We start from the raw sequence: 24,904 nt of genomic DNA on the forward strand, positions 1-24,904 counted from the left end.
TTTCTTTTTAAAGTTCACCAAAAATTATTATTTTTTCAAAATCTGAAATATCACCAATTAAATCCCAAGAATATCTAATAAACATTTTACCATATTCATAGTCTGTTAAAGCAGTTACTTTCTCTCCCATTGCTAAACGACATACCATTTCTGGGATGTTTTGTCCTGCTCCTACTGCTAAATACACCCACGCTGGAATTCTTGGATTAATTTCAATTAAATGATATTCACCTTCATCCGTTTTTATCATTTCTAATTCCATAGCTCCACGCCATTTTGTTTTTCTTACAATATCATGTGTAATTTCAATTAATCTTTCATCATTTATAGTAATTCCGCCCCAAGCTTTTCCTTTATCTGTAATGTATTGTTTACGCATTGCCACCGCAGAAATGGTGTTTCCTTCTCCATCACCCAAAACTATTACATTTACTTCTGTACCAGTAATTGATTGTTGCACCACAACTGGTAATCCCCATTTTGCAGAAAGTTTATTAAAATAAGCAACTCCTTCATTAATAGTATTTACCTTATAAGCTTCATAAAATTTTCCTTTGATGTAATAAGGATATGATAAAGGTTTTGGCAAATTAGAAAGTTCTTTACTATTTAAAACAGCCTGACTTACAGGCATTTTAATTCCGTACTTTTTACCATATTCAGGTAAATTATTTTTGTGACGTTCTTCAAATTGATCTAATGTTGGTAAAAAAGTATGAATACCCATTTTTAATAATTCATCGCTATATTTAATAAACAAATACAATTCTGAATCAAAATTAGGAATGATAAGATCTAAATCTTCCTTTTCATTTATATATGCCAAACGACTTAAAAAAGCTTCACTTCCAGTAGATGGAAATGGGATTAAATAGGTTTTATCTACCAACCCAGGCATATAAATACCAGGTTCTAAATTTTCATATGCTAAACCTATAATTCTAACATTTAATTCAGAATCTTTTATACCGCGAATTACAGAAACTCCAGGTCCAGGGCTATCTATATTATTAAGCCCAGTTACCGCTACAGTTATTGTTTTTGGATTGTTCATATCAGTCTAACATTTTTTCTCTTTTAAGAAAATCTAAATACTCATACAAATCTCTACCTGCAGAAATAGCATCAATATCAAACTCTTCTGTAATTTTATTAATGATTTCATCAGCAGATTTTTCTTCTTTTAAGAGATTGATAATTATTAAACCTATTTCATTTGTAGTAAATGATTCTCCAGTAGAAGGCTTAAAAATAAAACCATTATCACTAATGGCAAGTGAATTTAATTTGCTCATTTTATTATCATTTTTAATTACAAAAAATATTTTACAACTATTTAATATTACCTTAAATAGACAGTTAAATTTACTGACTTAACACTTGATAAATTGTAACAAATGTTACACGAAAAACTATATAGAAACACTCTAAATTACTTTTTTAATCGTGCTTTTTTATGTAGATGAGATATTGTTTAATTTAAACAAAATGATATTTTGATGTTAATAAGTAATTAAGTAAAGTAGCCTTAAAGTTTTAGATGAAAAATCACAAAAGAATAATGTTTTCTTATTTGGATGTGTTTTTAAATATTGACTTTCTTCTCAACAAAAAACTAAATTCGTTAACTTTGAGTTTAATGAATTAAAACACTACATATCCAAAAATAGTTAGGCAAAAATTAAAAAAAATGAGAAAAAACCGAAAAATTTATACACGATTCACCTATTTATTTATTATTTTTTGTTCTATTTATTCTTGCTCTGAAACAGAAAGTGAAGATTTGATAGATACTTCATTATTTTATGGAAAGTGGTATAACAGAGAAAAATGCGTGACAGATAATTTCAAAATATATGGAGAGAATAATGAATATAAACATCGTTTTTCTTTGAATGAAAATTGTAGTATGCAAACATTTGATATTAAAGAACTAAGTAATACATATTATTTGAATGGAAATGAAATTACTTACGGAAATAAAGAAAATACAGAAGTCATAATAAATGGTACAAATGATACATCTGTATCTGACCAAATAGATTTTGAATTTTATATAGAAAGAATTATAGAAATTAATGAAGAACGAATGACTATTGAAGTTGAATCTAAAGTTTCTGGAAGAACGAATAAAAGAATAACATATTTATATAAGAATCCTAATTAGAATAAAATCTTTGCCTAACTTAAAACGTGTATATTCAATTGCTTGCTTATAGCCTACTTTGAAAAATCCTGGCGGATTTTTCATTCAGTAATTATTTACTAGTTTTAGTGCTTTAACCAAGCAACTGAAACATACACAAAACCTTTATCGAAACCTATTCATAACCTTCCATTTCAGTATCATAAAAAGCACTTGCTTGTTCTATTAAACCTTCTAATTCGTTAGCAATATCATCTTCTTTTTCTCCTGCTAAATCTTCAAACCATTCTACTTCATCATCCTTTAAGTTAATCATAAAACGTGGGAATTCTGTATGCAATACAAAAATATCTTCTGGATAATTGCTATTATCTGCTAATAAAAATTTAGGTAAGTTCATTTTTTTGTTTAATGAGTTTTAAAGTTAATGAATTAAATCGAATAAATAATAAAATGGATGCTGTAGTTAATCCTGCTAAAAGTCCAAGCCAAATACCAAAACTTCCATACATTTCTTTAGTTCCTAAGAAATACGACACAGGAAAACCTACTACCCAATAAGAGACAAAGGTTAATATAGTGGGTATTTTTACGTCTTGTAAACCTCGTAAAGCTCCTAGAACTACAACTTGAATACTATCAGAAATTTGGAAAAATGCAGCTGCTAATAGTAGTTTTGAAGCTATTGAAATTACTTCCATATTGTCTGCATAATTCACTGTATCATTTAAATCTACATAAATATTAGGCAAGCTTTTATGAAAAATAAAGAAAATACTGGCAAAGAAAACAGCAAACAATACGCCTAACAAAAAGATAGAAAAAGCAATTCTTCGCAACTCTTTAAAGTTACGTAATCCTTTCTGGTTCCCTACTCTAATCATAGAAGCAACACTTAATCCCATGGCTACCATAAAGGTCATAGAAGACAAGTTTAATGCAATCTGATTTGCTGCTTGTGGATTTTTACCCAACAAACCACTTAACCAAATGGCAGCTGTAAAAATGGCAACTTCAAAAAACATTTGCATTGCACTTAAAGATCCTAAATTGATGATTCTTTTTATCATCAAAATATCCAATACAAAAAGTTTAATGTTTTTTACAATCCTCGCAGAACGTTCTTTAAATCGTAATAAAGTCCATAAATAAATCACCATAATAATACGAGAAGCTAAAGTTCCGTAGGCTGCTCCAACAATCCCCATTTCAGGAAAACCGAATTTCCCAAAAATTAAAATGTAGTTTAAAATTACATTTACAATATTGGCAAGTAAGGTAGCATACATTGGGTATTTGGTCATTGACATTCCGTCACTAAATTGTTTGATGGCTTGAAAAATCACCAAAGGAATCAATGAAAAAGCAACCAAATCTAAATACGGAATTGCTAAAGCAACCACTTCTTTGGGTTGTTGCATTAAATACATTAAAGGTTTAGAAAAATAAACCCCTAAAAACAATGCAATTCCTAAAACCGTACACAAAAACAAACCATGCTTGTAAGAAGATCTTGCTTGCTTTAAATTGTCTGAAGAATCTGCTTCAGCAATTAATGGTGTAATAGCAGTAGAAAAGCCAATACCAATAGACATAGCAATAAACATAAAACTATTTCCTAAAGAAACAGCAGCCAATTCAGCAGTACCAATTTGCCCAACCATAATATTATCAATAAAACTCACAAAAGTGTGTCCTAACATTCCTAACATTACTGGGGCTGCCAGTTGCCAATTGTATTTAAATTCTGATGTATATTGAGAAATGTTCAAAGATAAATCGTTTTACAATCTGCGAAGATATTTATAAAATCAAAAACAACATTAACAAAAGATAAACAGTTTCATTTCGTTGAAATAATGTATTTTTGAATTTCTCAAAAAATTTATTAAAAATGGCAAACATCACACTAAAAGGAAATGCAATTAGCACAATAGGAAACTTACCAGAAGTAGGTTCTAAAGCACCTAATTTTACACTAACTACAACAGATTTATCTCACAAATCTTTAACTGATTTTTCAGGAAAAAAAGTGATTTTAAATATTTTTCCAAGTATAGATACTGGAACTTGTGCAATGTCTGTTAGAGAATTTAATAAAAAAGCAGCTGATTTAGAAAACACTGTAGTTTTGTGTATTTCTAAAGATTTACCTTTTGCTCAAAAACGTTTTTGTGGTGCAGAAGGAATTGAGAATGTAGTAATGTTATCTGATTTTGCTGATGGTAACTTTGGAAAATCTTATCAGTTAGAAATCGAAAACGGACCTTTAGCTCATTTACACTCAAGAGCAATTGTAATTGTTGATGAAAATGGTAAGGTAACTTACACTGAGCAAGTTGCTGAAATTGTAGACGAACCAAATTATGAAGCTGCTTTAAATTCGTTGTAATTTTATGAAGAATCCTAATGATAGCTTTCTAAGAGGAAGAATGCGTAGTGTAAAATATGCATTTAAAGGTCTTTGGATATTAGTTACTACAGAAGACAGTATTAAAGTGCAATTATTTGTTGCTTGTATTGCTACTATTTTAGGATTTGTTTTTGATATTTCCAATTCAGAATGGATGTTTCAATTCTTGGCTATTGGATTGGTTTTAACTGCAGAAGCTGCCAACACAGCAATTGAAGCTGTTGCCGATTTTATACACCCAGAATATCATAAAAAAATTGGGCTCATTAAAGATATAGGTGCTGGCATACCAACCTTTGCTACTTTAATCTCCTTGATTATTGCGAGTTTTATTTACATTCCTAAAATACTATTACTTTTCTAAGTAAATATGTATATTTACTGCTAAAATCTACCAAAAAAATTAATGGCTAAAAGGAAACAAAGCACAAAAAAAGCAATTATTTCTTCGGATAAAAAACCGGATATTATTGCTTTTTTAAAATCAAGACAGACTCAAACTATTTTAGGAACTTTCTTAATTTTATTTGCTGCTTTTTTATGTATTGCGTTTATTTCGTTCTTTTTTAATTGGCAAGATGATCAAAGTACACTTACCAAATTAACAGACAAAACCGTTAAAAGCAAAAACCTATTAGGTAAAATTGGTGCTAACTTAAGTCATTTTTTTATATATAAAAGTTTTGGTTTAGGTGCTTTTTTAATTGCTTTTCAAGTCTTTTTAACGGGTGCTTATATTCTCTTAAAAAAGAAGTTTGCCAAAATTATAATCTCATGGAATTGGTGTTTATTAGCCACTTTATGGTTTTCTGTTTCATTAGGCTTTTTACATAAAAAATATGCTCTACTCTCTGGTATTATTGGTTTTGAAATCAATAATTATTTACAGACTTTTATCGGTAAAACTGGCTTGTTTATTGTTTTAGTCTTTTTATTTCTTGTGTATTTAGTTACTAGATACAAGGTTACATTTGATAACTATTTAGATAACCTAAAATTAAAAAGAGAAAAAAGAAGAGCGCAAGAAATTATTGATGCTGAAAATGAAGTTGCTGAAAAAGAAAGTCAAGAAGATACCAAAAAAGTATCAGAAACTGTAAAAATATCTTCTGATAAAAAAGAAAAATCTGAATTTGAACTTTCGTTAGAAAATCTAAAACCTACCATTTCTAAACATTCTGAAGTTTCTGATAAAAAAGAAGAAATTAAACTTAAAGTAGAAGAAAACCTTGAACCTACTTCAAAAAATGAGGTTACAGAAGAAGAAAAATCAGTAGAAATTGATGTTGAACAGGTGGCTGAAGAAGAACACTCTACAGAAAACTTATCCGATAAAATAGTAAAAGACTTTGGTGAGTTTGATCCTACTTTAGAATTATCAAACTTTAAGTTTCCAACCTTTAATTTATTAAAGCAATACAACGAAAGTATTTCTATTGATCCAGAAGAATTAGAGGCGAATAAAAATAGAATTGTAGAAACACTTAACAACTACAAAATTGGTATTTCTGAAATTAAAGCAACTGTAGGGCCAACAATTACACTCTATGAAATTGTTCCTGATGCTGGAATTAGAATTTCTAAAATTAAAAATTTAGAAGATGATATTGCACTTTCTTTATCTGCTTTAGGAATCCGAATCATCGCTCCTATTCCTGGAAAAGGAACTATTGGTATTGAAGTACCTAATAAAAAATCGACCATAGTTTCAATGCATTCTGCCATTTCTTCTAAGAAATTTCAAGAATCTAGAATGGAGTTACCTATTGCTTTAGGTAAAACTATTTCTAACGAAACTTTTGTGGTAGATTTAGCAAAAATGCCTCACTTGCTAATGGCAGGTGCTACTGGCCAAGGAAAATCTGTTGGATTGAATGCAGTATTAACATCATTACTTTACAAAAAACATCCTGCTGAGGTAAAGTTTATTTTAGTAGATCCTAAGAAAGTAGAATTGACTCTTTTTAATAAAATAGAGCGTCATTATTTGGCAAAACTACCAGGAGAAGAAGAAGCAATTATCACAGATACATCAAAAGTGGTAACCACATTAAACTCTTTATGTATCGAAATGGACAACCGTTACGATTTGTTAAAAGCTGCAATGGTTAGAAACATTAAAGAATACAATGCTAAGTTTAAAAAGCGTAAATTGAATCCGAATGATGGTCATCAATTTTTGCCATATATTGTTTTGGTTATTGATGAGTTTGCTGATTTAATTATGACTGCCGGTAAAGAGGTAGAAACTCCAATTGCACGTTTAGCGCAGTTAGCAAGAGCTATTGGAATTCACCTAATAGTAGCAACACAAAGACCTTCTGTAAACGTAATTACTGGGATTATTAAAGCAAACTTTCCGTCTAGAATTGCGTTTAGAGTAACTTCTAAAATAGATTCAAGAACCATTTTAGATGCTCCTGGAGCAGATCAATTAATTGGTCGTGGAGATTTATTATATTCTGGAGGAAATGATATTACAAGGATTCAATGTGCCTTTGTAGATACACCAGAAGTTGAAAAAATAACTGATTTTATTGGCTCGCAAAAAGCCTATGCAGAAGCTTATCAATTACCTGAATATATTGATGACGAAAGTGGCACAAGTATTGATATTGATATTGCTGATAGAGACAAACTCTTTAAAGATGCTGCAGAAATTATTGTTACTGCACAACAAGGATCTGCTTCTCTATTGCAAAGAAAATTAAAGTTAGGATACAATAGAGCTGGTAGATTAATAGATCAATTAGAAGCAGCAGGAATTGTTGGTGGATTTGAAGGTAGTAAAGCAAGACAAGTACTTGTATCAGATTTAATAGCTTTAGAACAGTTATTAGAAAACGAAAAAAACATATAGTTTCTCTTCTAAAACTAGGAGAACAAAGATTAGAATTATGAAGAAAATTGGAATTTTATTTTTAAGTGTATTTATCTCTACAATTGCTTTTTCACAAAACGCTGCAAAAGCAAAATCTCTTTTAGATGAAGTATCTACTAAAATGGGTACATATAAAAACATGGTTATTCAATTTAGTACTTCACTAAGCAATCCAGAAGCAGGTATTAATGAAAATGACGAACCTCCAATTAGAGGTAAAATAACACTTCAGGGAGAAAAATACAACCTTGATTACCTTGGAAATACTTTTATTTACGATGGTAAAAAATTATATATCATCAATCATGATGACAAGGAAATTAGTATTAATGAAGATGATTTAAGTGAAGATGGTGGTTTTATATATCCCTCTAAATTATTGACTTTTTACAAAGAAGGATACAATTTTGAAATGGGAAAATTACAGACAATTAATGGTAAAAAAATTCAATTTATTACACTAAACCCAATAGATAGTGATTCTGAAATTATAAAAGTAGAATTGGGTATAGATGCCAAAACAAAACACATTTATCAGTTAATACAAACTGGTGCAAACAGTGCCAAAACAAAACTCACAATTACTAATTTTAAGAGTAATCAAAGTTTATCAGACAACTTTTTTAAGTTTAATGAGAAAAAATACAAAGACCAAAATTACCTCATTGATTAAATCTTTCAATTAACAGAAAATTAGTAGCATCTTTGTTAGGAAGAAACTACTTTTGCCAAGATGAAAATTTTAGATAAATACATCTTAAAAACATTCTTAAGACCTTTTGTAGCAACATTTTTAATTGTGTTGTTTGTTTTGGTGATGCAATTGGTTTGGCAAGCGTTTGAAAACATTGCAGGCAAAGGCATTAGTTTGCCTTTCATTCTAAAATTTTTATACTATACAGTACTCTTAGTTATTCCACAAGCCTTGCCTATTGGGGTCTTATTGTCATCGATAATGGCATTAGGTAATTTAGGTGAAAATTATGAGTTTGCCGCAGCAAAATCTGCAGGGGTATCGCTACCACGATTGGTAAGACCTATGGTAATATTAACTATTTTTCTTAGTGGAGTTAACTTTTTATTTCTCAACAACGTTTATCCTTATGCAACCCTAAAGCAAAAAAACCTCTATTTAAACATAAAAAAGAAAAAACCTGCACTAGCCTTAGTTCCAGGTAGTTTTAATAGTGATTTACCTGGGTATCAAATAAAGTTCGAGGAAAAATATGGAGAAGAAAAAAATTTATTAAAGAAAGTATTGATCTATGATGTTTCTGGTAAAAAAGGAAATTTAAAAGTAATCACAGCAGAAAGAGGTAAAATTGTTACTGAAGAAGGAAGTCGTTATATGACTTTTGTGCTTTATGATGGCTATTATTATGAAGAACATTCTAAATCTGCAAAAACACAATTACAAAGAAAAAAAATGGCTGCATCAAATGCTTATTTTGATGAATATGAGTTTAACATAGATATTTCAAGTGTATCTGGTGATGATGGATTAGATGAAACACGTCACACCAAAAATCATATGATGCTAAGTCTTAAACAATTAGGAGACACAATACCAGACTTAAAAAACAACTACGATGAATTGCTTAAAATTAAGTCTAAAAACTTGTACAATACTACAAGTGCCAAAGACCTACACTTTTATCCTGATTCTTTAAAAACTAAAGATACGAATCCAGATATTTTAGAAAACTTCGATTTAACAAATAAAATTAGTATTTTAAACTCTGCAGTTACTAAAGCCAATAGAGCTTTAAATTCTGTAAAAAATAATATAAAGTCAATTAAATATAAACGCAAAACTCTTAATTTTTTTGACACAGAGTATTACAATAGAATTTCATTTTCATTATCTTGTTTAATATTATTTTTTATAGGTGCACCATTAGGTTCTATTATTAGAAAAGGAGGTTTTGGTTTACCCATGATTTTAGCCATAGCCATATATGTTATCTATTTCTTTGGAAATACATTTGGTAAAAACTTGGCAGAAGAAAGTTCTGTTTCAGCATTTTTAGGATCTTGGGTTGCTGCAATTGTCATGGTACCTTTAGGAATTTTATTAACCCGAAGAGCTACAAAAGACAAAGGCATTTTTAATACAGATGCAGTAATTCTTCCAATTACAAATTTCTTTAAAAAAATATTTTCAAAAAAAGACATTCAACAATAATGACAGTAGAACCAAAAACAAAAAAGACACAATTAGATGCTATAGAAACAGCTATAGAAGATATCAGAAATGGTAAAGTTATTATTGTTGTGGATGATGAAAATAGAGAAAATGAAGGTGATTTTCTTGCCGCTGCAGAAAAAGTGACTCCAGAAATGATCAACTTTATGGCCACTCATGGTAGAGGACTTATTTGCGCACCACTTACTGAAACTAGATGTAAAGAACTGGAACTAGGAATGATGGTCAATAATAATACAGACCCTATGGAAACTGCATTTACTGTTTCTGTAGATTTAAGAGGAAAAGGAGTTACCACAGGAATTTCAGCATCAGACAGAGCATTAACCATAAAATCTTTAATAGAAAAAGGAACTAAACCTTTTGACTTGGCTAGACCTGGACATATTTTTCCTTTAAAAGCCAAAGAAGGTGGTGTTTTACGAAGAACAGGTCATACAGAAGCTGCCATAGATTTTGCACGTTTAGCTGGTTTAGAACCTGCTGGTGTTATTGTAGAAATTATGAATGAAGACGGAACAATGGCACGTTTACCTCAATTATTAGAAGTTGCTAAGAAATTTGATATTAAAATTGTTTCGATTGAAGATTTGGTAGCTTATAGAATGGAACATGATTCTTTAATTGAAATCAAAGAAGATTTTGATATTAAAACACGATTTGGAGATTTTAGATTAAGAGCATATCAACAAACCACAAATAATCAAATCCATATTTCATTAACCAAAGGATCTTGGACTAAAGACGAAGCAATTTTAACCAGAGTAAATTCTACATCTGTAAATAATGATATTTTAGGAACACTAACTAATGATGCAGATACAAAATTAGATCAAATGTTTAAAGTCATTAACAAAGAAGGTAAAGGAGCTATCATTTTTGTAAATCAACAAAGTCCTTCTCAAAACTTATTAAGTAGATTATCTAAGCTAAGAGAAAATCAAGAAAATGGAATAATTAAAGCTCCAGAAATTAAAATGGATAACAAAGATTTTGGTATTGGAGCACAAATTTTACACGACCTAAATATTAGTAAATTAAAACTCATCACAAATTCTAAACAAACCAAACGTGTTGGTATGATTGGTTATGGTCTTGAAATTGTAGATTACGTTCAATATTAAATCTTAAATCGAAAAGTGTGATTTTAATTTTGTTAAAGTCACACTTACGCTTTTAAAATTTAAAGAATCACCTCTACTCCACTTTCCAATTCAGTAGGTTTTTTATCCTTTTGAAATAGACGTGCAGTTAAATTACCTTTTAACTTAACAGTATCTCCAAAAACCTCTAACCAACTGCCTTCACGCAAACCTAAAACAGCAATTTCATTAAAGACATGGTATTCTTTTATTCTAGTTTCTCTAGTTTCTCCCATATGAGTAGAACCTTTAACAGGGTCTAAATAATGTGCATTAATGTTAAAAGGAATACATCCCATGGTTGTAAAACTTGGTGGATAAACAATTGGCATATCATTCGTATTCATCATTGTAACTCCACAAATATTACTTCCTGCACTTGTACCTAAATAAGGAGTTCCGCTTTCAATTACTTCTTTTAAAATTGGTAATACATTATTCTTATACAATTGATTTACCAATTCAAACGTATTTCCTCCTCCTGTAAAAATACCTTCTGCATTTTTTAATGCTTCTGTAGGATTATCAAATTCATGAATACCTTTTACAGCTATTCCAATATCAGAAAAACCCTTTTTTGCAATAGCTGTATAAGCATCGTAAGTAATACCTCCAGGTCTTGCATAAGGAATAAATAAAAGTGTTTTAACTTTTTTAAAGTGCTCTTTTAAAACAGGCAACAAATAAGATAAATATTCACTTCCATGAACCGTTGATGTACTGGCAATTATCATTTTTTTCATAGTTCAAAAATAGAATAATTAGTTTTAACTATTAAAATTAGTATTTAATCTTTAACAACAATTTATAATTCTTTTGGTAAAGTTTTAGGACAACATCTATCTTTCTTTGTAATGATAAACCGTCAACCAAACTAGTTTTTATGTTTTTTTTTATTACATCAAAAAAGAAGTTCTTTAAATTTTAATAATGTACAAACTCTGTTAGAATGAAAAAATTTATTTTACTTCTTCTGCTACTTTCACTTTCTGTATTTTCACAAGAACAAAAAAAAATCATAAAAGGAAAGCTAATAGATTCTACAGGTGTTATAAAAAATGCTAATATTGTTAATATAAACAGTAAACAGGGAACCTCGTCTTCTGATATTGGAACATTTGAAATTTATGCATCTATGGGAGATTCCTTACAAATTTCAAGCATTCAACATCAAACAAATTTTTTTAGAATTAATGATTTGAATTATAAGAATAAAATTATTCTAATTCAATTAAAATTTAAGACTTACACTTTAGATTCTTTTAATTTAAAAAGACACAATCTTAGTGGTAGATTAAGTATAGATTCTAAATCTGTACCCAAAAATAAAAAAGATTCTTTGTTAAAAATAACTATGGATTTTTCTAATATTAATTTTAATCATATTGATGTTACTATTGATGAGAACATAAGAGCAACACCTCCAGAAGTAAAAGTAGATCCTAACACCAAATTTGAAGGGTTTAATTTTATGGCTTTATTATCTCGAATAAAACTTAAGAAAAAAAAGAAACCCAAGAAAAACAAAGAAATAAATATATTTAATAGTAATTTCCCTAAAAAAATTAAAGCTGAATTGGGAGAAGCTTACTTTTTTGAAAAACTTAAAATACCCAAAGAAAAATACCAAGATTTTTTAGAGTACTGTAATCTTTTAGAAATAGAAAAATTATATCTAAAAGGAAGGCTGTTAGAAGTAATACAAATATTAGAAGACAAGAGTATTTCTTACTTAAAAAAAATAAAAAATAGAGATTGACACTAAAATTTGTTTAACACAAGTTTACAAATCTGTTAATACATTTTTAAGAAGCTTCCTTACTTTCTTTGTTGACATGAGATATCAAATACTTTTTTGCTGCTTTTTTTACGCTACATTATCGTTTGGTCAGGAAAAATCAATTTCTTTTTCTGGTAAAATAATTATTAATAAGATTCCTCAAAATGATGTCCATATTCTTAATAAAAACAACAATAAAGGCACAATTTCTAATGATAAAGGTTGGTTTAAAATTCCTGTTACCTTAGGAGACAGTATTTATTTTTCTCACATAAATCTTCAAGAGAAATTAATTATTATAACTCAAAAACATCTTAAAAACAAGAACTCAATCATCACACTTAAAGAACAAACTTATGCTTTAGAGGAATTTGTTTTATAGAAACCTAAAAGTATTTTTTATTTAGATCCGCAAATGGTTCCTCCCATTACTATTAATGCAAAAACCTTAAAATTACCTTATGCCAATACTAAAGCAAAAAAAGACAAATCTATTGTAAAATTAAGGTCTGGTGGCATTGTTAATTTAGATAATTTAATAAACTCTTTAAATGGAAATAATAGAAGAGAAAAATTATTAAAAAAATTAGCAGATGAAGATGATGAACTAAAAAAAATCAGAAAACTATTTACTGATGATTTCTTTATTACAGATTTAAAAATAAAAAAAGAATACATCAATTTATTTTTAAATGATTGTATAGATAAAAATATAATCCGTATTTTTAAAAGAGATAATATGATCAATTTAACTCAACTTTTAATTAATGAAAGTAAACTTTACCCTCACAAAATAGTAAAAGAGGATAGCTTATTAACTAAGAAATAATATTACTAAATGAAATTAAAATTATTCCTATTTTTCTTCTTGTTTACTTCAATAACTATTTTTTCTCAGAAAAAAAACATTATCATTTCTGGTAAAATAACAGACTCTTTAAGTACTGTGAAAAATGCACATATTATCAATTTAAAAAACAGACAAGGTACTTTTTCTTCTGATGATGGTACCTTTCGAATTTTTGTTTCGATAGGAGATTCTTTGCAAATTTCATCGATTCAACACATCACAAAAAAAATTGTTATTGATGAAAAAATAATCGCAGACAAAACGATCAACGTCAAACTTGGAGCAACCACTTACGTTTTAGATGAATTTGATTTAAAAAGACACAACCTATTTGGTAGGTTAGGTATAGATATTAATGATGTTCGTAACAACAAAAAAGACTCCCTTTTAAGAAGAACTATGGATTTTTCTAAAGTAAACATGAAAGTAGTAGAAGCTGATGATTATATAGATAAAAGAGTTAGACCACCAATTAATAACACAGATCCAACTGCTGCATTTGCAGGTGCTGGTGCAACAGCAATTATGCCTTTTAGATACTCAGAAAAATTATGGGCATTAAGAAAAGAATTGGCTAGAAAAAAAGCATTCCCTTATAAAATCATGTCAGAATTAGGAGAGAAATTCTTTTTTGAAGAACTAAAAATACCTATAGAAAAATACTTTCATTTTTTAGATTACTGTAATCCTTTAGGGATTGAAAAACTTCATAAAGAAAAAAACTTACTAGAAATCATAAAAATATTTAGACAAGAAAGTATCGATTATCTTAAAATCATTAAAAAAGAGTAATTTGGCGCAGTAATTGAGCATAATCCACTATGAAAGTATCTAAACTTTGGCTTTTTCTTTTTGTATTACCGCTATTGTCCTTTGTATCACATAAATATTATTTGAGTCTCACTGATATTAACTTTAAAAGTGAATCTAAATCTGTACAAATAATAATCAATGTTTTTATGGATGATATTGAAACAGCACTGAATAAAGATTACAATATTGATCTACAACTTACTACAAAAAAAGAATTGCAAAATAATGATGTTTATTTTAAAAAATATTTAAATCAAAAACTTCATTTAAAAATTAATAACATCCCTAAAACCTTTACTTACATTGGCAAAGAATATGATGGAGATTTAGTTTTTTTCTATTTAGAAATTCAAAATATAGAAAATATTGAAACCCTTGAAATTAAGAATACAATTTTAATGCATCATTTTCCAGACCAACAGAATCTTATTAAGCTAAAAGCTGGAAAAAAACATAAAAGTATTTTGTTAACAGCTAAAACTGATAAAGGTTTGTTAAAATTTTAACTAATTTTAACTTTTTTACTCACTTATCCTTAATTTGCTTACAAATTCAAATTAAGTACAAATGAAAAAATTCTCTTTATTCCTTTTTTCTATATTTTTTATCATTGCAAGCGGGTTTGCTCAGGATAAAAATATAACCAAACAAGGTCACACTAACCAAAATAAGTTTAGACAACTTAAACAAGAGTTAGCTACACCTAATAGTCAACGTACAGCATCTGGTGCACCTGGTGTAAACTACACACAACAAAAGGTAGATTACAAAATGAATATTATTTTAGATGATGACAAACAAAGAATTTCTGGTAGTGAAACAATAATCTATCATAATAACTCTAAAGACGAATTAGCGTATTTGTGGGTTCAGTTAGACCAAAATATGAGAGCTAAAGATTCTAAAACTCCAGACATTAGTTCAGGAAAAATTAGAAAAAGTTTGTCTAAAAGTAGATTTGAAAGAAGTTATCCTAAAGAAAAATTTGATGGTGGATTTAACATTACAAGTGTAACCAATACAAATGGTAGTGAGTTGTCTCATACAATCAATCAAACCATGATGCGTATTAATTTACCACAACCTTTAGCATCTGGAGAAACTTTTTCATTTAATGTAAAATGGTGGTATAACATTAATAATCACAGAACTCAAGGAGGTCGTTCTGGTTTTGAGCATTTTGCAGAGAATGGAAACAACAATTATGTAATTGCTCAATTCTATCCAAGAATGTGTGTGTATGATAATGTAGAAGGATGGCAAAACGACCAATTTTGGGGAAGAAGTGAATTTGCTTTAGAATTCGGAGACTTTGACGTGAACATTACAGTACCAGCAGACCACATGTTGGGTGCAACAGGAGTTTTACAAAATGAAAAAGAAGTTTTATCTAAAACTGAATTAAGACGATTAAAAAAAGCAAGAAAAACGTACGATAATCCAGTTGTTATTAGAACTCAAAAAGAAGCTATTAAATTAGAAAAAACAAAATCTAAGAAAACTAAAACCTGGAAATTCAAAGCAACTAATGTTAGAGATTATGCTTTTGCTACCTCTAGAAAGTTTATTTGGGATGCCATGGCTGTAGATATTAATGGTAAAAATGTAATGGCATATTCTCTATATTCTAAAGAGGCAAATCCATTATATGGCGATCATTCTACAAGAGCAGTAGCCCAAACCTTAAAAACGTATTCTAAATACACTTTTGATTATCCTTACCATAAAGCAATCTCTGTTGATGGACAAATGGGTATGGAATACCCACAAATTTGCTTTAATCCTGGAAGACCAAATCCTGATGGTACCTATTCAGATAGAACAAAATATAGGATGATAAAAGTTACAATTCACGAAGTTGGACATAACTTTTTCCCTATGATTGTAAATTCTGATGAAAGACAATGGACTTGGATGGATGAAGGATTAAACTCATACATGGAAATGTTAGCAGAATTAGACTACGACCCTAACTTTCCAATTACAAGAGGATATCCTAAAAATATTGTAAGATATATGGCTGGTGATCAATCTAGAATTGCTCCTATCATGTCTAAAGGTGATAATGTTTATAGTTTTGGTAACAACGCATATGGTAAACCTGCAACCGCGCTTTGGATTTTAAGAGAAACCATTATGGGTAAAGAATTATTTGACCATGCTTTTAAAACATACTCTCAAAGATGGATGTTTAAACACCCTACTCCTGCAGATTTCTTTAGAACTATGGAAGATGCTTCTGGGGTTGACTTAGATTGGTTTTGGAGAGGATGGTTTTACACTACAGATGTAACAGACATAGGTATTAAAGATGTAAAGAAGTTTTATACCAAAGAAAATGGAGATAGAGTTAATTTTATAGAAGATACCACTCCAGGTTTATCTTTTGGAAAAGACAAAACAAAAGAGTCTAAGTATCACTATGAAATCACCTACAACAAACCAGGCGGATTAGTAATGCCAATTATTGTAAACTTTGATTATACAGATGGTACAAGTGAGCGAAAAGTATATCCAGCTCAAATATGGAGGTATAATGATAAAGAAGTTACTAAAGTTTTTTCTTCATCTAAAGAGGTTTCTAAAATTACAATAGACCCTAATCAAGAAACTGCTGATGTAGATACTTCTAATAATAGTTGGCCAAAACAAACTAAAAATAAGTTCGAAAAATTCAAACAGAAAGTTAAAGGATAATAAACACCAATAATCAAAAAAAGCAGTAATTTAAAAAATTACTGCTTTTTTTGTAAAGGTTTGTTAAAACTATCAAACTTTTAACAGAATTTTCTTAAATATCTTTAATTTTATACCAAAATAAATTCAATTCAATTCATGAGAAAAATTATTCTTATAGCAATGTCAATTAGTTTGACATTTGTTTCTTTTTCGCAAGAAAAACAGAAGAAAGAAACGCAAAAAGGACACACAGACCATAACAAATTTCGACAAATGAAAGATGTTTTGGCTACACCAAACGATCAAAGAACAGCTTCTGGAGCTCCTGGTCACCAATACACGCAACAAAAAGTGGATTATATAATGGATATTCGTTTGGAAGAAAGTACAAACAAAATATATGGTGATGAAGAAATCACGTACCATAATAATTCTAAAGATGTTTTAGATTATTTATGGGTACAATTAGATCAGAATATGAGAGCTGATGACTCTAAGACACCTTTAACAAAACCTTCTAAAAATGTTTCTGCTTACTTAACTCCAAAAAACTTTAAAAGTACATATTTAAAAGAAGGTAAAGGTTTTGGTTTTAATATTGAGGAGGTTAAAACAAATGGAAGACCCTTAAAATATTTTATTAACAGAACAATGATGCGTGTAGATTTACCAAGTCCATTAAAACCTGGGGCTAAATTTAAATTTAGAATTAAATGGAACTACAAAATCAACAATTCTGTAAAAGATGGTGGTAGATCTGGTTTTGAAGATTTTCCTGATGGAAACAAAAACTATACCATTGCTCAGTTTTTTCCAAGATTAGCAGTATATGATAATGTAGAAGGGTGGCAAAATATGCAATTCTGGGGACGTTCAGAATGGGCTTTAGAATTTGGTGACTATGATGTAAAAATAACTGTTCCTGCAGATCATATTATGGAAGCTTCTGGCGAGTTACAAAATGAACGAAACGTACTAACTAAAGAACAACGCAAGCGTTATGAAAAAGCGAGAAATTCTTTTAAAGATCCTGTGTTAATTGTTACTCAAGAAGAAGCTGAAAAGAACGAAAAAGGTAGTACTACAAAAACAAAAACTTGGCATTTTAAAGCAGATATGGTTAGAGATTTTGCTTTTGCTACTTCTAGAAAATACATTTGGGATGCTATGGCTGTAAATATTAACGGAAAAACTGTTATGGCTACTTCTTTATATCCTAAAGAAGGAAATCCTTTATGGGAAAAACATTCAACAAGAGTGGTTGCCAATACTTTAGAAGAGTATTCTAAAATTACATTCGATTATCCTTATCCAAAAGCCGTTTCTGTTCATGCTAAAAGACAAGGAATGGAATACCCGATGATTTGTTTTAACTATGGTAGACCTAACGAAGACGGAACTTATTCTGATAGAGTAAAATATGGAATGATTGGTGTAATTACTCATGAAGTAGGTCACAACTTTTTTCCTATGATTGTAAATTCTGATGAAAGACAATGGACATGGATGGATGAAGGTTTAAATTCTTTTGTTGAAATGTTAGCAGAAGAAGATTATGACCCTAAACATCCTTTAAGAGGTTTGCCTAAAAAAATTGTACGTTACATGGGAGGAGATCAGAGTAATTTATCTCCAATAATGTCTCAAGGAGATTATGTAAAACAATTTGGACCAAATGCTTATACAAAACCTGCAGCTGGTTTATATATGTTACGTCATACTATTATGGGACCTGAATTATTTGACCATGCTTTTAGAACGTATTCAAAAAGATGGATGTTTAAACACCCTACTCCTTCAGATTTCTTTAGATCTATGGAAGATGCTTCTGCAATGGATTTAGATTGGTTTTGGAGAGGTTGGTTTTACACAACTGATGTAACAGATATTGGTATTAAAAGTGTTAAACCATTGTACTTAACAGACAAGCCAAGTGAAAGAGTTTCAAAACTTAAAAAACAATACAAACAATATTTTGATAATTTAGGAGATTTAGTTTACATCACTGATAAAAAAGAAGAAGCAAATCCTAAAGCTATGGATAAATATGTTGATGCTGGCACTGAAATTCCTAGCTATATCTATGCAGTAGAATTTGAAAAACCAGGAGGTCTAGTAATGCCTTTAATTGTTGAATTGACTTATGCAGATGGAACTACAGAAAAACAAACCTTTCCTGCACAAATTTGGATGAAGAATGATAAAAGTGTTAAAAGAGTTTTTTCTTCAACAAAAGAAATTAAAAGTATTGTTGTAGATCCTAACTTAGAAACTGCTGATGTAGATTTATCTAATAATAGTTGGCCTAAAAAACAAACCAATAAGTTTGAAGACTTTAAAAATAAGACAAAAGGATAAAAATATAAAAACCTCGAAGAAATTCGAGGTTTTGTTTTTTAACTCCAAAACTCACGTTTTTTATTGAGTTTTTCTTCTTCTTTTATATATTCTTCTGCTTCTTTAGGAGAAAGTACTTTTAAAAAAGAAGGATGTTGTTCTATAGCGTATTCTATTTTAGTAACAATAGCTGCAATATCTTCGTTTTCATAATCAATATCCAAAGGCTCTTTAATCACCATAGATTGTAAAACATTTTTTCTTTTAATATTTAAACCTTTTTTATCAAAAGAACGTCTGAAACCATCTATTACAATAGGAACTACTATAGGCTTATAGGTTTTTATTAAGTGAGCTGTACCTCTTCTAATAGGTTTAAACGGTGTTGTTGTTCCTTGCGGAAAAGTTATTACCCAACCATCATCAATAGCTTTACCAATATTAGAAATATCTGAGTTTTTAACTTGTCTGTTTACATTTTTACCTGCTGCTCTCCATGTTCTATCAATAGAAACAGAGCCTGTATAGGCAAATATTTTGGGCAATAAACCAGAACGCATTGTTTCTCCAGCAGCAACATAGTAAACATTTAATTTTGGATTCCAAATGTAACCTACATTTTTAATGTTATCATCTCTCCCTTTTAATGAAGCATTAAACACATGTAACATTGCTGCAACATCTGCAAAATAGGTCTGATGATTAGAGATAAACAATACTTTTTTATCTGGTAAGTTTCTTAAGATTTCAGAACCTTCTATTTGTAAGCTATTAAAACTTCTATATCTACTATGAGATATAATTCCTAGTATTCTTATGAGCCACTTTTTAAGAATTAAATAGTGTCCAAATGGATTCCTTTTAAATAAGGGCATTTAGTTATTGTTTTACTTGGTTTGAGGGCTAAATTACAAAACTATTTAGAAAAGTTAGACTGAATTAATTCTTTAATTTCAGAAAGCATCATAGCTGTTGCACCCCATACAATATAATCATTTAATTTAAAACAAGGCACTTTTGCATTTTTCATATAAGAAGTGTTCATGGTAACCGTTGTTAATGATGCATCGTTTAATAAATCAGACAATCTGACTTTTATTAATGTTTCTACTTCATGATTGGATAAAAACTGAGGTTCTTCATTAACAAATCCTAAAAATGGTGTTGCTAAAAAATTACTAGGTGGAATATAAACGTCTGTCAGTTCTTTAAAAACTTGAACAGATTTGGGGTGAATTGCTACTTCCTCAAAAGCTTCTCTTAGTGCAGTTTCTTTTAAATTTTTATCTTTTTTTTCTATTTTACCTCCTGGAAAACTAATTTGTGCAGAATGTGTTCCTTTATAACTTGCTCTTTGAGTTAATAAAAAAGTTGTTTCGTTTTTATTGTTCGGATAAAAAAGCACCAAAACTGCTGCTTTTCTGGGATTATTTGCTCTAATTTTATCAGCATCATATCTTAAGCGTAATTTGGGTGCCATTTTAAATTGCACATCTAACCCACCTAATTTAGTTTTTTCTAATTGCTTAATTTTTTGTGTAAAATCATTAAAATTCACGAGAAAAATTTATTTTTAACAAACTTATGAATCCACTTTTAAAATACCCATTATTTGGTAAGAATTTTGATTTAATCCAACTAATAAAAAAAAGATGAGTAAAAAATATAAAAAATTAGCTTTAAGTTTGGTTTTAGATGCCATTGGCCTGGTTCCGATTCCTTTTTTTGATGTGATTTGGGCACCTTTTTCTGGTTATATTATGACTAAAATGTACAAAGGAAAAGAAGGGAAAATTGCAGGTATTGTAAGTTTAATCGAAGAAATTATTCCATTTTCTGATATTGTACCAACCTTTACAATTATGTGGATTTACACCTACATTATTAACAAAGAAAGAGTTCAAGAAATTGTAGGAAATTAACCTTATTTTTTAAACAAGAAACCTAAACCCAATCTCGATAAAAACTTCTTTTCAAACCCCCAAAAGAATTTAAACTGACCAAATACCCAACCTACAATAGGTAACGTTAATTGGTATATTGGAAAAATAAGTAAAATTCTTAAGGGCCAATAAATCCAACCAGAAATTGTTTCTGGGTTTAAGCCTAAAAAATTAGTAATTGGCTTTGCAACCCAAGCTGCAAAAGAACCATTGACAGCAAATGCGCAAAAAATAAAAAAGATTGCCCAATTACTTTCTATTCCCCAACGTTTTTTTAGTTTTTCCATTAATTTTTATGCTTCTTTTTTTGATGTTCTAAACATTAACCAAATTCCTATTAAAACTAATGGAATACTTAAAACTTGCCCTGTATTTAACGGACTAAAAAACCATTCTTCACCACGTTGTTGCACTTGAGGCTCTTTTAGAAATTCAATTACAAATCGTAACGACCAAAGTACCACCATAAACAAACCAAATAAGAAACCTGTTTGATTCTTTTTATCCGTTTTCCAATATAAATACCACATTGCAAAAAACAACGCTAAATAACTAAATGCTTCGTATAATTGTGTTGGATGTCTTGGAACAGTTTCTCCTGCTGCTTTAAAAATTACTCCAAAGTTAGAACCAGTTTCTTTTCCGTAAATCTCTGAATTGAAAAAGTTTCCAAAACGGATAAAGAAACCTGCTAATGCAACCATAATCCCTAATCGATCTAAAATAAATAACCATGGTTTGTGTAAGTGTTTCTTAGCATAAAAATACATTGCAATAGGAATTGCTATTGCAGCCCCATGACTTGCGAAACCAGTAAATCCAGTAAACTTCCAAGAACCATTAACTTGTTTAAATGGTAAAATAATTTCTAATAAATGGTTTTGATAATAATCCCAACTATAAAAGAAAACATCTCCTAAACGCATACCAATTAGCATAGAAACAAAAACATACATAAAAATTGTGTCTAACTTCTCAAGTGGAATTTTATCTTCAATATAGATTTTTTTCATCAATCGTAAGCCTAATAAAAAGGCAGCTACAAACATTAAACTATACCAACGAATGGTAAAAAATCCTAGATCTATTCCTAATGAAGGATCCCAAGTGATTGCTAAAAAGCTCATATTTTATGTATTTCTTGTCATTGCGAATGTAATGAAGCAATTTTTATTATAAGAAGATTACTTCATGATTCTTCTTGGTAATGACGTTAATTATTTCTTTTTTTCTGGAACAGGATCATAACCACTTCCTCCCCAGGGATGACAACTAAAAATTCTTTTTAATGCCAACCATCCCCCAGAAAATAAACCATGTTTTTGTAATGCCTCAATAGTATAATGCGAACAAGTTGGACTATATCTACAAGTTGCTGGTGTAAAAGGCGAAATTGCTGTTTGATAAAAACGAACCAACAAAATAAATGGATATGACAAGATTTTTTTCAATTTAATTGATTGAAAAAGTTGTTCCTTCTTTGCCATCTTTTAGTTGAATTCCTAATGCAACCAATTCATCTCTAATTTGATCTGACAATGCCCAATCTTTATTTTCTCTTGCCTCTTTTCTTAGTTTAATTAACAACTCCACAACTCCACTAATTTTTTCAGAATTGTCTTGAGTTGCTTCATTCATCAATCCTAAAACATCAAAAACAAATACGTTTATTGTTGTTTTAAGCTCCTCTAAATCCTCGGCAGTTAAACTTGCTTTGTGCTCTCTAATTTGGTTGATCACTTTAACCGCTTCAAATAAATGAGATATTAAAATTGGAGTGTTAAAATCATCATTCATGGCAGCATAACAATCTGCTTTCCATTGTTGTACATCAAAGGTTGACGTTTTTCCTACCTCTAACTTCGATAAAAAGTTGACAGCTTCCATCAATTTAGAATGCCCTTTTTCTGAAGCTTCTAAGGCATCACCAGAAAAATCTAAAATACTTCTGTAATTGGCTTGCATGTTAAAAAAACGAACTACTGACGCTGAAAATGGTTTTGGTAGTACTGTATTTTCTCCTGTTAAAATCTGATTTGGTAAAATATAATTACCTGTAGATTTTGCCATTCGCTGACCGTTTAAAGACAGCATATTGGTATGCATCCAATAATTTACAGGCTTTACACCAGAACAAGTTTGTGATTGAGCAATTTCACACTCATGATGTGGAAATTTTAAATCCATTCCACCACCGTGAATATCAAACTGTTCGCCCAAATACTTGGTACTCATCACAGAACACTCTAAGTGCCAACCAGGAAAACCATCACTCCAAGGAGATGGCCAACGCATAATATGTCTATCGTCTGCTTTTTTCCAAAGTGCAAAATCTTGTGGATTTTTCTTATCTGATTGTCCGTCTAAAGTTCTTGTATTATGTATTAAATCTTCTACTTTTCTTCCTGAAAGAATTCCGTAATTTTCTTTTTTATTGTATTCATGAACATCGAAATAGACAGAACCATTTACTTCGTATGCAAACCCTCTTTCTATGATTTCTTTAATCATTTCTATCTGCTCAACAATATGACCAGTTGCAGTGGGTTCTATACTTGGAGGTAAAAAATTGTAGTTTTTTAAGACGTTATGAAAATCTACAGTGTACATTTGAACCACTTCCATAGGTTCTATTTGTTCTAAACGAGCTTTTTTGGCAATTTTGTCTTCTCCTTGTTCTGCATCATTTTCTAAATGACCAGCATCTGTTATATTACGTACATAACGTACTTTATAACCCAAATGTAATAAATATCTGTACACTACATCAAAGAACATAAACGTTCTTACATTACCCAAATGTGCATTGCTATATACAGTTGGACCGCATACGTACATACCTACATATCCGTCTGTTATGGGGTTAAAATCCTCTTTCGTTTTGCTAAGAGAATTGTATACTTTAAGTTGATTTTCTTTGTAGAGTTCCATTAAAAAAGTGACTATTTACAGGCGATAAATATAGGCACTTTGCAGCGAATAGCGAAATGGAAAGTGTTAGAAGTTTGGTAATAATAAAAGCAACATTATTTAATAACTAGGCTACTATATTCGCCATTTACTTTTATCAAATTATTTTTTGGAGCATTTTTAGTAATGCGAACCACATTCTTATTATCGAGTTTAATCTTGTTTACCTTGTATTTAAAATTTGTTTTGGTATTTCCCATCAATAATGTAGCATTAGATTGACTTAAATTGATTACAAATTCACCAAAATTTGGGTGAAAGCTTTCAATTAACAACTCACCAAACTTATCTGTAAGATTTACATTCTGATTAATTCTTACAATTTTAACTCCAGAAGAATTGTTTGTTAAGGATGTATTTGTAACTGATGCAATTTTTGCATCAGTTACATTGTTTAGAAATAGTGTACAAGCATTTAAACTGTTGATTGTAACTGGAGAATAATCTACAGTTAATCTTCCGCCAGCCAAATCATTTGCATTAAAAGAACCGTATTTAACGTTTCCGGAAGCAACTGTATTGGGTAATTTTACTTTACAGTGACGTGTATTTAAATCGAAAGTTGCTTTTTTAGGCACTTTAATTTCAAGTCTTTTTTTAATTTTAATTTCTTTACCATTAATAATTAATTTATCTGACCCTTTTGTATGAAAATTAAATTTCATTTCTTTTATTTTTGCTTTAGCTTTTGCTAATTGTGCTTTAATTTTTGTTTTATCAATTTTTGCCAGTTCTACTTTAGCT

Annotated in this window: 27 protein-coding genes; 15 read left to right on the forward strand and 12 right to left on the reverse strand. The window is 29.6% G+C overall.

The window, feature by feature from the left end:
• Positions 1-7: 7 nt before the first annotated feature.
• Together FP421_RS04210 and FP421_RS04215 are read right to left on the reverse strand one after the other, a co-directional pair.
• Positions 8-1,054 (reverse strand): ATP-grasp domain-containing protein, encoded by a 1,047-nt coding sequence (locus FP421_RS04210; RefSeq protein ID WP_159947942.1) that lies wholly within the window; start codon positions 1,052-1,054, stop codon positions 8-10.
• Position 1,055: 1 nt separating this feature from the next.
• On the reverse strand, positions 1,056-1,295 hold the full coding sequence (locus FP421_RS04215) for a PqqD family protein (RefSeq protein WP_159947944.1): 240 nt from the start codon (positions 1,293-1,295) through the stop codon (positions 1,056-1,058).
• A gap of 395 nt (positions 1,296-1,690) precedes the next feature.
• Here FP421_RS04215 and FP421_RS04220 point away from each other — a divergent pair, with 395 nt between their 5' ends.
• Positions 1,691-2,167 carry a hypothetical protein gene (locus tag FP421_RS04220; RefSeq protein ID WP_159947946.1) on the forward strand — a complete coding sequence of 159 codons (477 nt, stop codon included), beginning with the start codon at positions 1,691-1,693 and terminating at the stop codon, positions 2,165-2,167.
• A 154-nt stretch (positions 2,168-2,321) separates the two neighbouring features.
• On the opposite strand, the gene FP421_RS04225 is transcribed toward FP421_RS04220, so the two are convergent.
• Positions 2,322-2,546, reverse strand: coding sequence for a hypothetical protein (locus FP421_RS04225; RefSeq protein WP_159947948.1), 225 nt, complete (start codon positions 2,544-2,546; stop codon positions 2,322-2,324).
• Positions 2,533-3,918, reverse strand: coding sequence for an MATE family efflux transporter (locus FP421_RS04230; RefSeq protein WP_201288791.1), 1,386 nt, complete (start codon positions 3,916-3,918; stop codon positions 2,533-2,535). Before FP421_RS04230 ends, FP421_RS04225 begins: the two co-directional genes overlap by 14 nt.
• Positions 3,919-4,040: 122 nt before the next feature.
• Between FP421_RS04230 and tpx the strand changes: the two genes are divergently transcribed.
• Genes tpx through ribB form a run of 6 tightly spaced genes read left to right on the forward strand, consistent with a single transcriptional unit; the run spans position 4,041 to position 10,770 of the window.
• Positions 4,041-4,538, forward strand: a complete 498-nt coding sequence (gene tpx, locus FP421_RS04235) for a thiol peroxidase (RefSeq protein WP_159947950.1) — start codon at positions 4,041-4,043, stop codon at positions 4,536-4,538.
• A gap of 4 nt (positions 4,539-4,542) precedes the next feature.
• Complete coding sequence (locus FP421_RS04240; protein WP_159947952.1) at positions 4,543-4,923, forward strand: diacylglycerol kinase; 381 nt, start codon at positions 4,543-4,545, stop codon at positions 4,921-4,923.
• Positions 4,924-4,965: 42 nt separating this feature from the next.
• On the forward strand, positions 4,966-7,419 hold the full coding sequence (locus FP421_RS04245) for a DNA translocase FtsK (RefSeq protein WP_159947954.1): 2,454 nt from the start codon (positions 4,966-4,968) through the stop codon (positions 7,417-7,419).
• 37 nt (positions 7,420-7,456) lie between these two features.
• On the forward strand, positions 7,457-8,113 hold the full coding sequence (locus FP421_RS04250) for a LolA family protein (RefSeq protein WP_159947956.1): 657 nt from the start codon (positions 7,457-7,459) through the stop codon (positions 8,111-8,113).
• A gap of 60 nt (positions 8,114-8,173) precedes the next feature.
• Positions 8,174-9,625, forward strand: coding sequence for an LptF/LptG family permease (locus tag FP421_RS04255; RefSeq protein WP_159947958.1), 1,452 nt, complete (start codon positions 8,174-8,176; stop codon positions 9,623-9,625).
• Positions 9,625-10,770: a 3,4-dihydroxy-2-butanone-4-phosphate synthase gene (gene ribB / locus FP421_RS04260; protein WP_159947960.1), complete on the forward strand. Its 1,146-nt coding sequence runs from the start codon at positions 9,625-9,627 to the stop codon at positions 10,768-10,770. The genes FP421_RS04255 and ribB overlap by 1 nt, the downstream gene beginning before the upstream one ends.
• 59 nt (positions 10,771-10,829) lie before the next feature.
• Here ribB and pepE read toward each other — a convergent pair whose 3' ends face one another.
• Positions 10,830-11,531 carry a dipeptidase PepE gene (gene pepE / locus FP421_RS04265; protein ID WP_159947962.1) on the reverse strand — a complete coding sequence of 234 codons (702 nt, stop codon included), beginning with the start codon at positions 11,529-11,531 and terminating at the stop codon, positions 10,830-10,832.
• A 206-nt stretch (positions 11,532-11,737) separates the two neighbouring features.
• Between pepE and FP421_RS04270 the strand changes: the two genes are divergently transcribed.
• The 7 genes from FP421_RS04270 to FP421_RS04300 all read left to right on the forward strand — a co-directional run bounded on the left by FP421_RS04270 (position 11,738) and on the right by FP421_RS04300 (position 19,268).
• Positions 11,738-12,547, forward strand: coding sequence for a hypothetical protein (locus FP421_RS04270; protein ID WP_159947964.1), 810 nt, complete (start codon positions 11,738-11,740; stop codon positions 12,545-12,547).
• Positions 12,548-12,623: 76 nt separating this feature from the next.
• Positions 12,624-12,950 (forward strand): peptidase associated/transthyretin-like domain-containing protein, encoded by a 327-nt coding sequence (locus tag FP421_RS04275; RefSeq protein ID WP_159947966.1) that lies wholly within the window; start codon positions 12,624-12,626, stop codon positions 12,948-12,950.
• A 33-nt stretch (positions 12,951-12,983) separates the two neighbouring features.
• Complete coding sequence (locus tag FP421_RS04280; RefSeq protein ID WP_159947968.1) at positions 12,984-13,397, forward strand: hypothetical protein; 414 nt, start codon at positions 12,984-12,986, stop codon at positions 13,395-13,397.
• Between the two features lie 9 nt (positions 13,398-13,406).
• Entirely contained in the window at positions 13,407-14,210 is an 804-nt protein-coding gene (locus FP421_RS04285; protein WP_159947970.1) for a hypothetical protein, read from the forward strand.
• A gap of 29 nt (positions 14,211-14,239) precedes the next feature.
• Entirely contained in the window at positions 14,240-14,737 is a 498-nt protein-coding gene (locus tag FP421_RS04290; protein ID WP_159947972.1) for a DUF6702 family protein, read from the forward strand.
• Positions 14,738-14,798: 61 nt separating this feature from the next.
• On the forward strand, positions 14,799-16,928 hold the full coding sequence (locus FP421_RS04295) for a M1 family metallopeptidase (RefSeq protein ID WP_159947974.1): 2,130 nt from the start codon (positions 14,799-14,801) through the stop codon (positions 16,926-16,928).
• 138 nt (positions 16,929-17,066) lie between these two features.
• Entirely contained in the window at positions 17,067-19,268 is a 2,202-nt protein-coding gene (locus FP421_RS04300) for a M1 family metallopeptidase (RefSeq protein ID WP_159947976.1), read from the forward strand.
• 38 nt (positions 19,269-19,306) lie between these two features.
• Here FP421_RS04300 and FP421_RS04305 read toward each other — a convergent pair whose 3' ends face one another.
• Both FP421_RS04305 and FP421_RS04310 read right to left on the reverse strand, forming a co-directional pair.
• Positions 19,307-20,122, reverse strand: a complete 816-nt coding sequence (locus FP421_RS04305; protein WP_159947978.1) for a lysophospholipid acyltransferase family protein — start codon at positions 20,120-20,122, stop codon at positions 19,307-19,309.
• A 41-nt stretch (positions 20,123-20,163) separates the two neighbouring features.
• Positions 20,164-20,805 carry an NUDIX hydrolase gene (locus tag FP421_RS04310; RefSeq protein ID WP_159947980.1) on the reverse strand — a complete coding sequence of 214 codons (642 nt, stop codon included), beginning with the start codon at positions 20,803-20,805 and terminating at the stop codon, positions 20,164-20,166.
• 94 nt (positions 20,806-20,899) lie between these two features.
• Here FP421_RS04310 and FP421_RS04315 point away from each other — a divergent pair, with 94 nt between their 5' ends.
• Positions 20,900-21,169, forward strand: a complete 270-nt coding sequence (locus FP421_RS04315; RefSeq protein ID WP_159947982.1) for a hypothetical protein — start codon at positions 20,900-20,902, stop codon at positions 21,167-21,169.
• 2 nt (positions 21,170-21,171) lie between these two features.
• Here FP421_RS04315 and FP421_RS04320 read toward each other — a convergent pair whose 3' ends face one another.
• The 5 genes from FP421_RS04320 to FP421_RS04340 all read right to left on the reverse strand — a co-directional run.
• On the reverse strand, positions 21,172-21,477 hold the full coding sequence (locus tag FP421_RS04320) for a DUF6787 family protein (RefSeq protein ID WP_159947984.1): 306 nt from the start codon (positions 21,475-21,477) through the stop codon (positions 21,172-21,174).
• 6 nt (positions 21,478-21,483) lie between these two features.
• A complete protein-coding gene (gene lgt, locus FP421_RS04325; protein ID WP_159947986.1) occupies positions 21,484-22,317 on the reverse strand; it encodes a prolipoprotein diacylglyceryl transferase in 834 nt (277 codons plus the stop codon).
• A gap of 90 nt (positions 22,318-22,407) precedes the next feature.
• The gene (yidD, locus tag FP421_RS04330; protein WP_159947988.1) at positions 22,408-22,641 is read right to left on the reverse strand and encodes a membrane protein insertion efficiency factor YidD; all 234 of its coding nucleotides are present in this window, start codon (positions 22,639-22,641) and stop codon (positions 22,408-22,410) included.
• Between the two features lies 1 nt (position 22,642).
• On the reverse strand, positions 22,643-24,121 hold the full coding sequence (cysS, locus tag FP421_RS04335; RefSeq protein WP_159947990.1) for a cysteine--tRNA ligase: 1,479 nt from the start codon (positions 24,119-24,121) through the stop codon (positions 22,643-22,645).
• A gap of 95 nt (positions 24,122-24,216) precedes the next feature.
• Positions 24,217-24,904 (reverse strand): hypothetical protein (locus FP421_RS04340; protein WP_159947992.1); only part of this gene is annotated, 688 nt, incomplete at its 5' end.

Source organism: Polaribacter septentrionalilitoris, assembly GCF_009832745.1.
GTDB lineage: Bacteria > Bacteroidota > Bacteroidia > Flavobacteriales > Flavobacteriaceae > Polaribacter > Polaribacter septentrionalilitoris.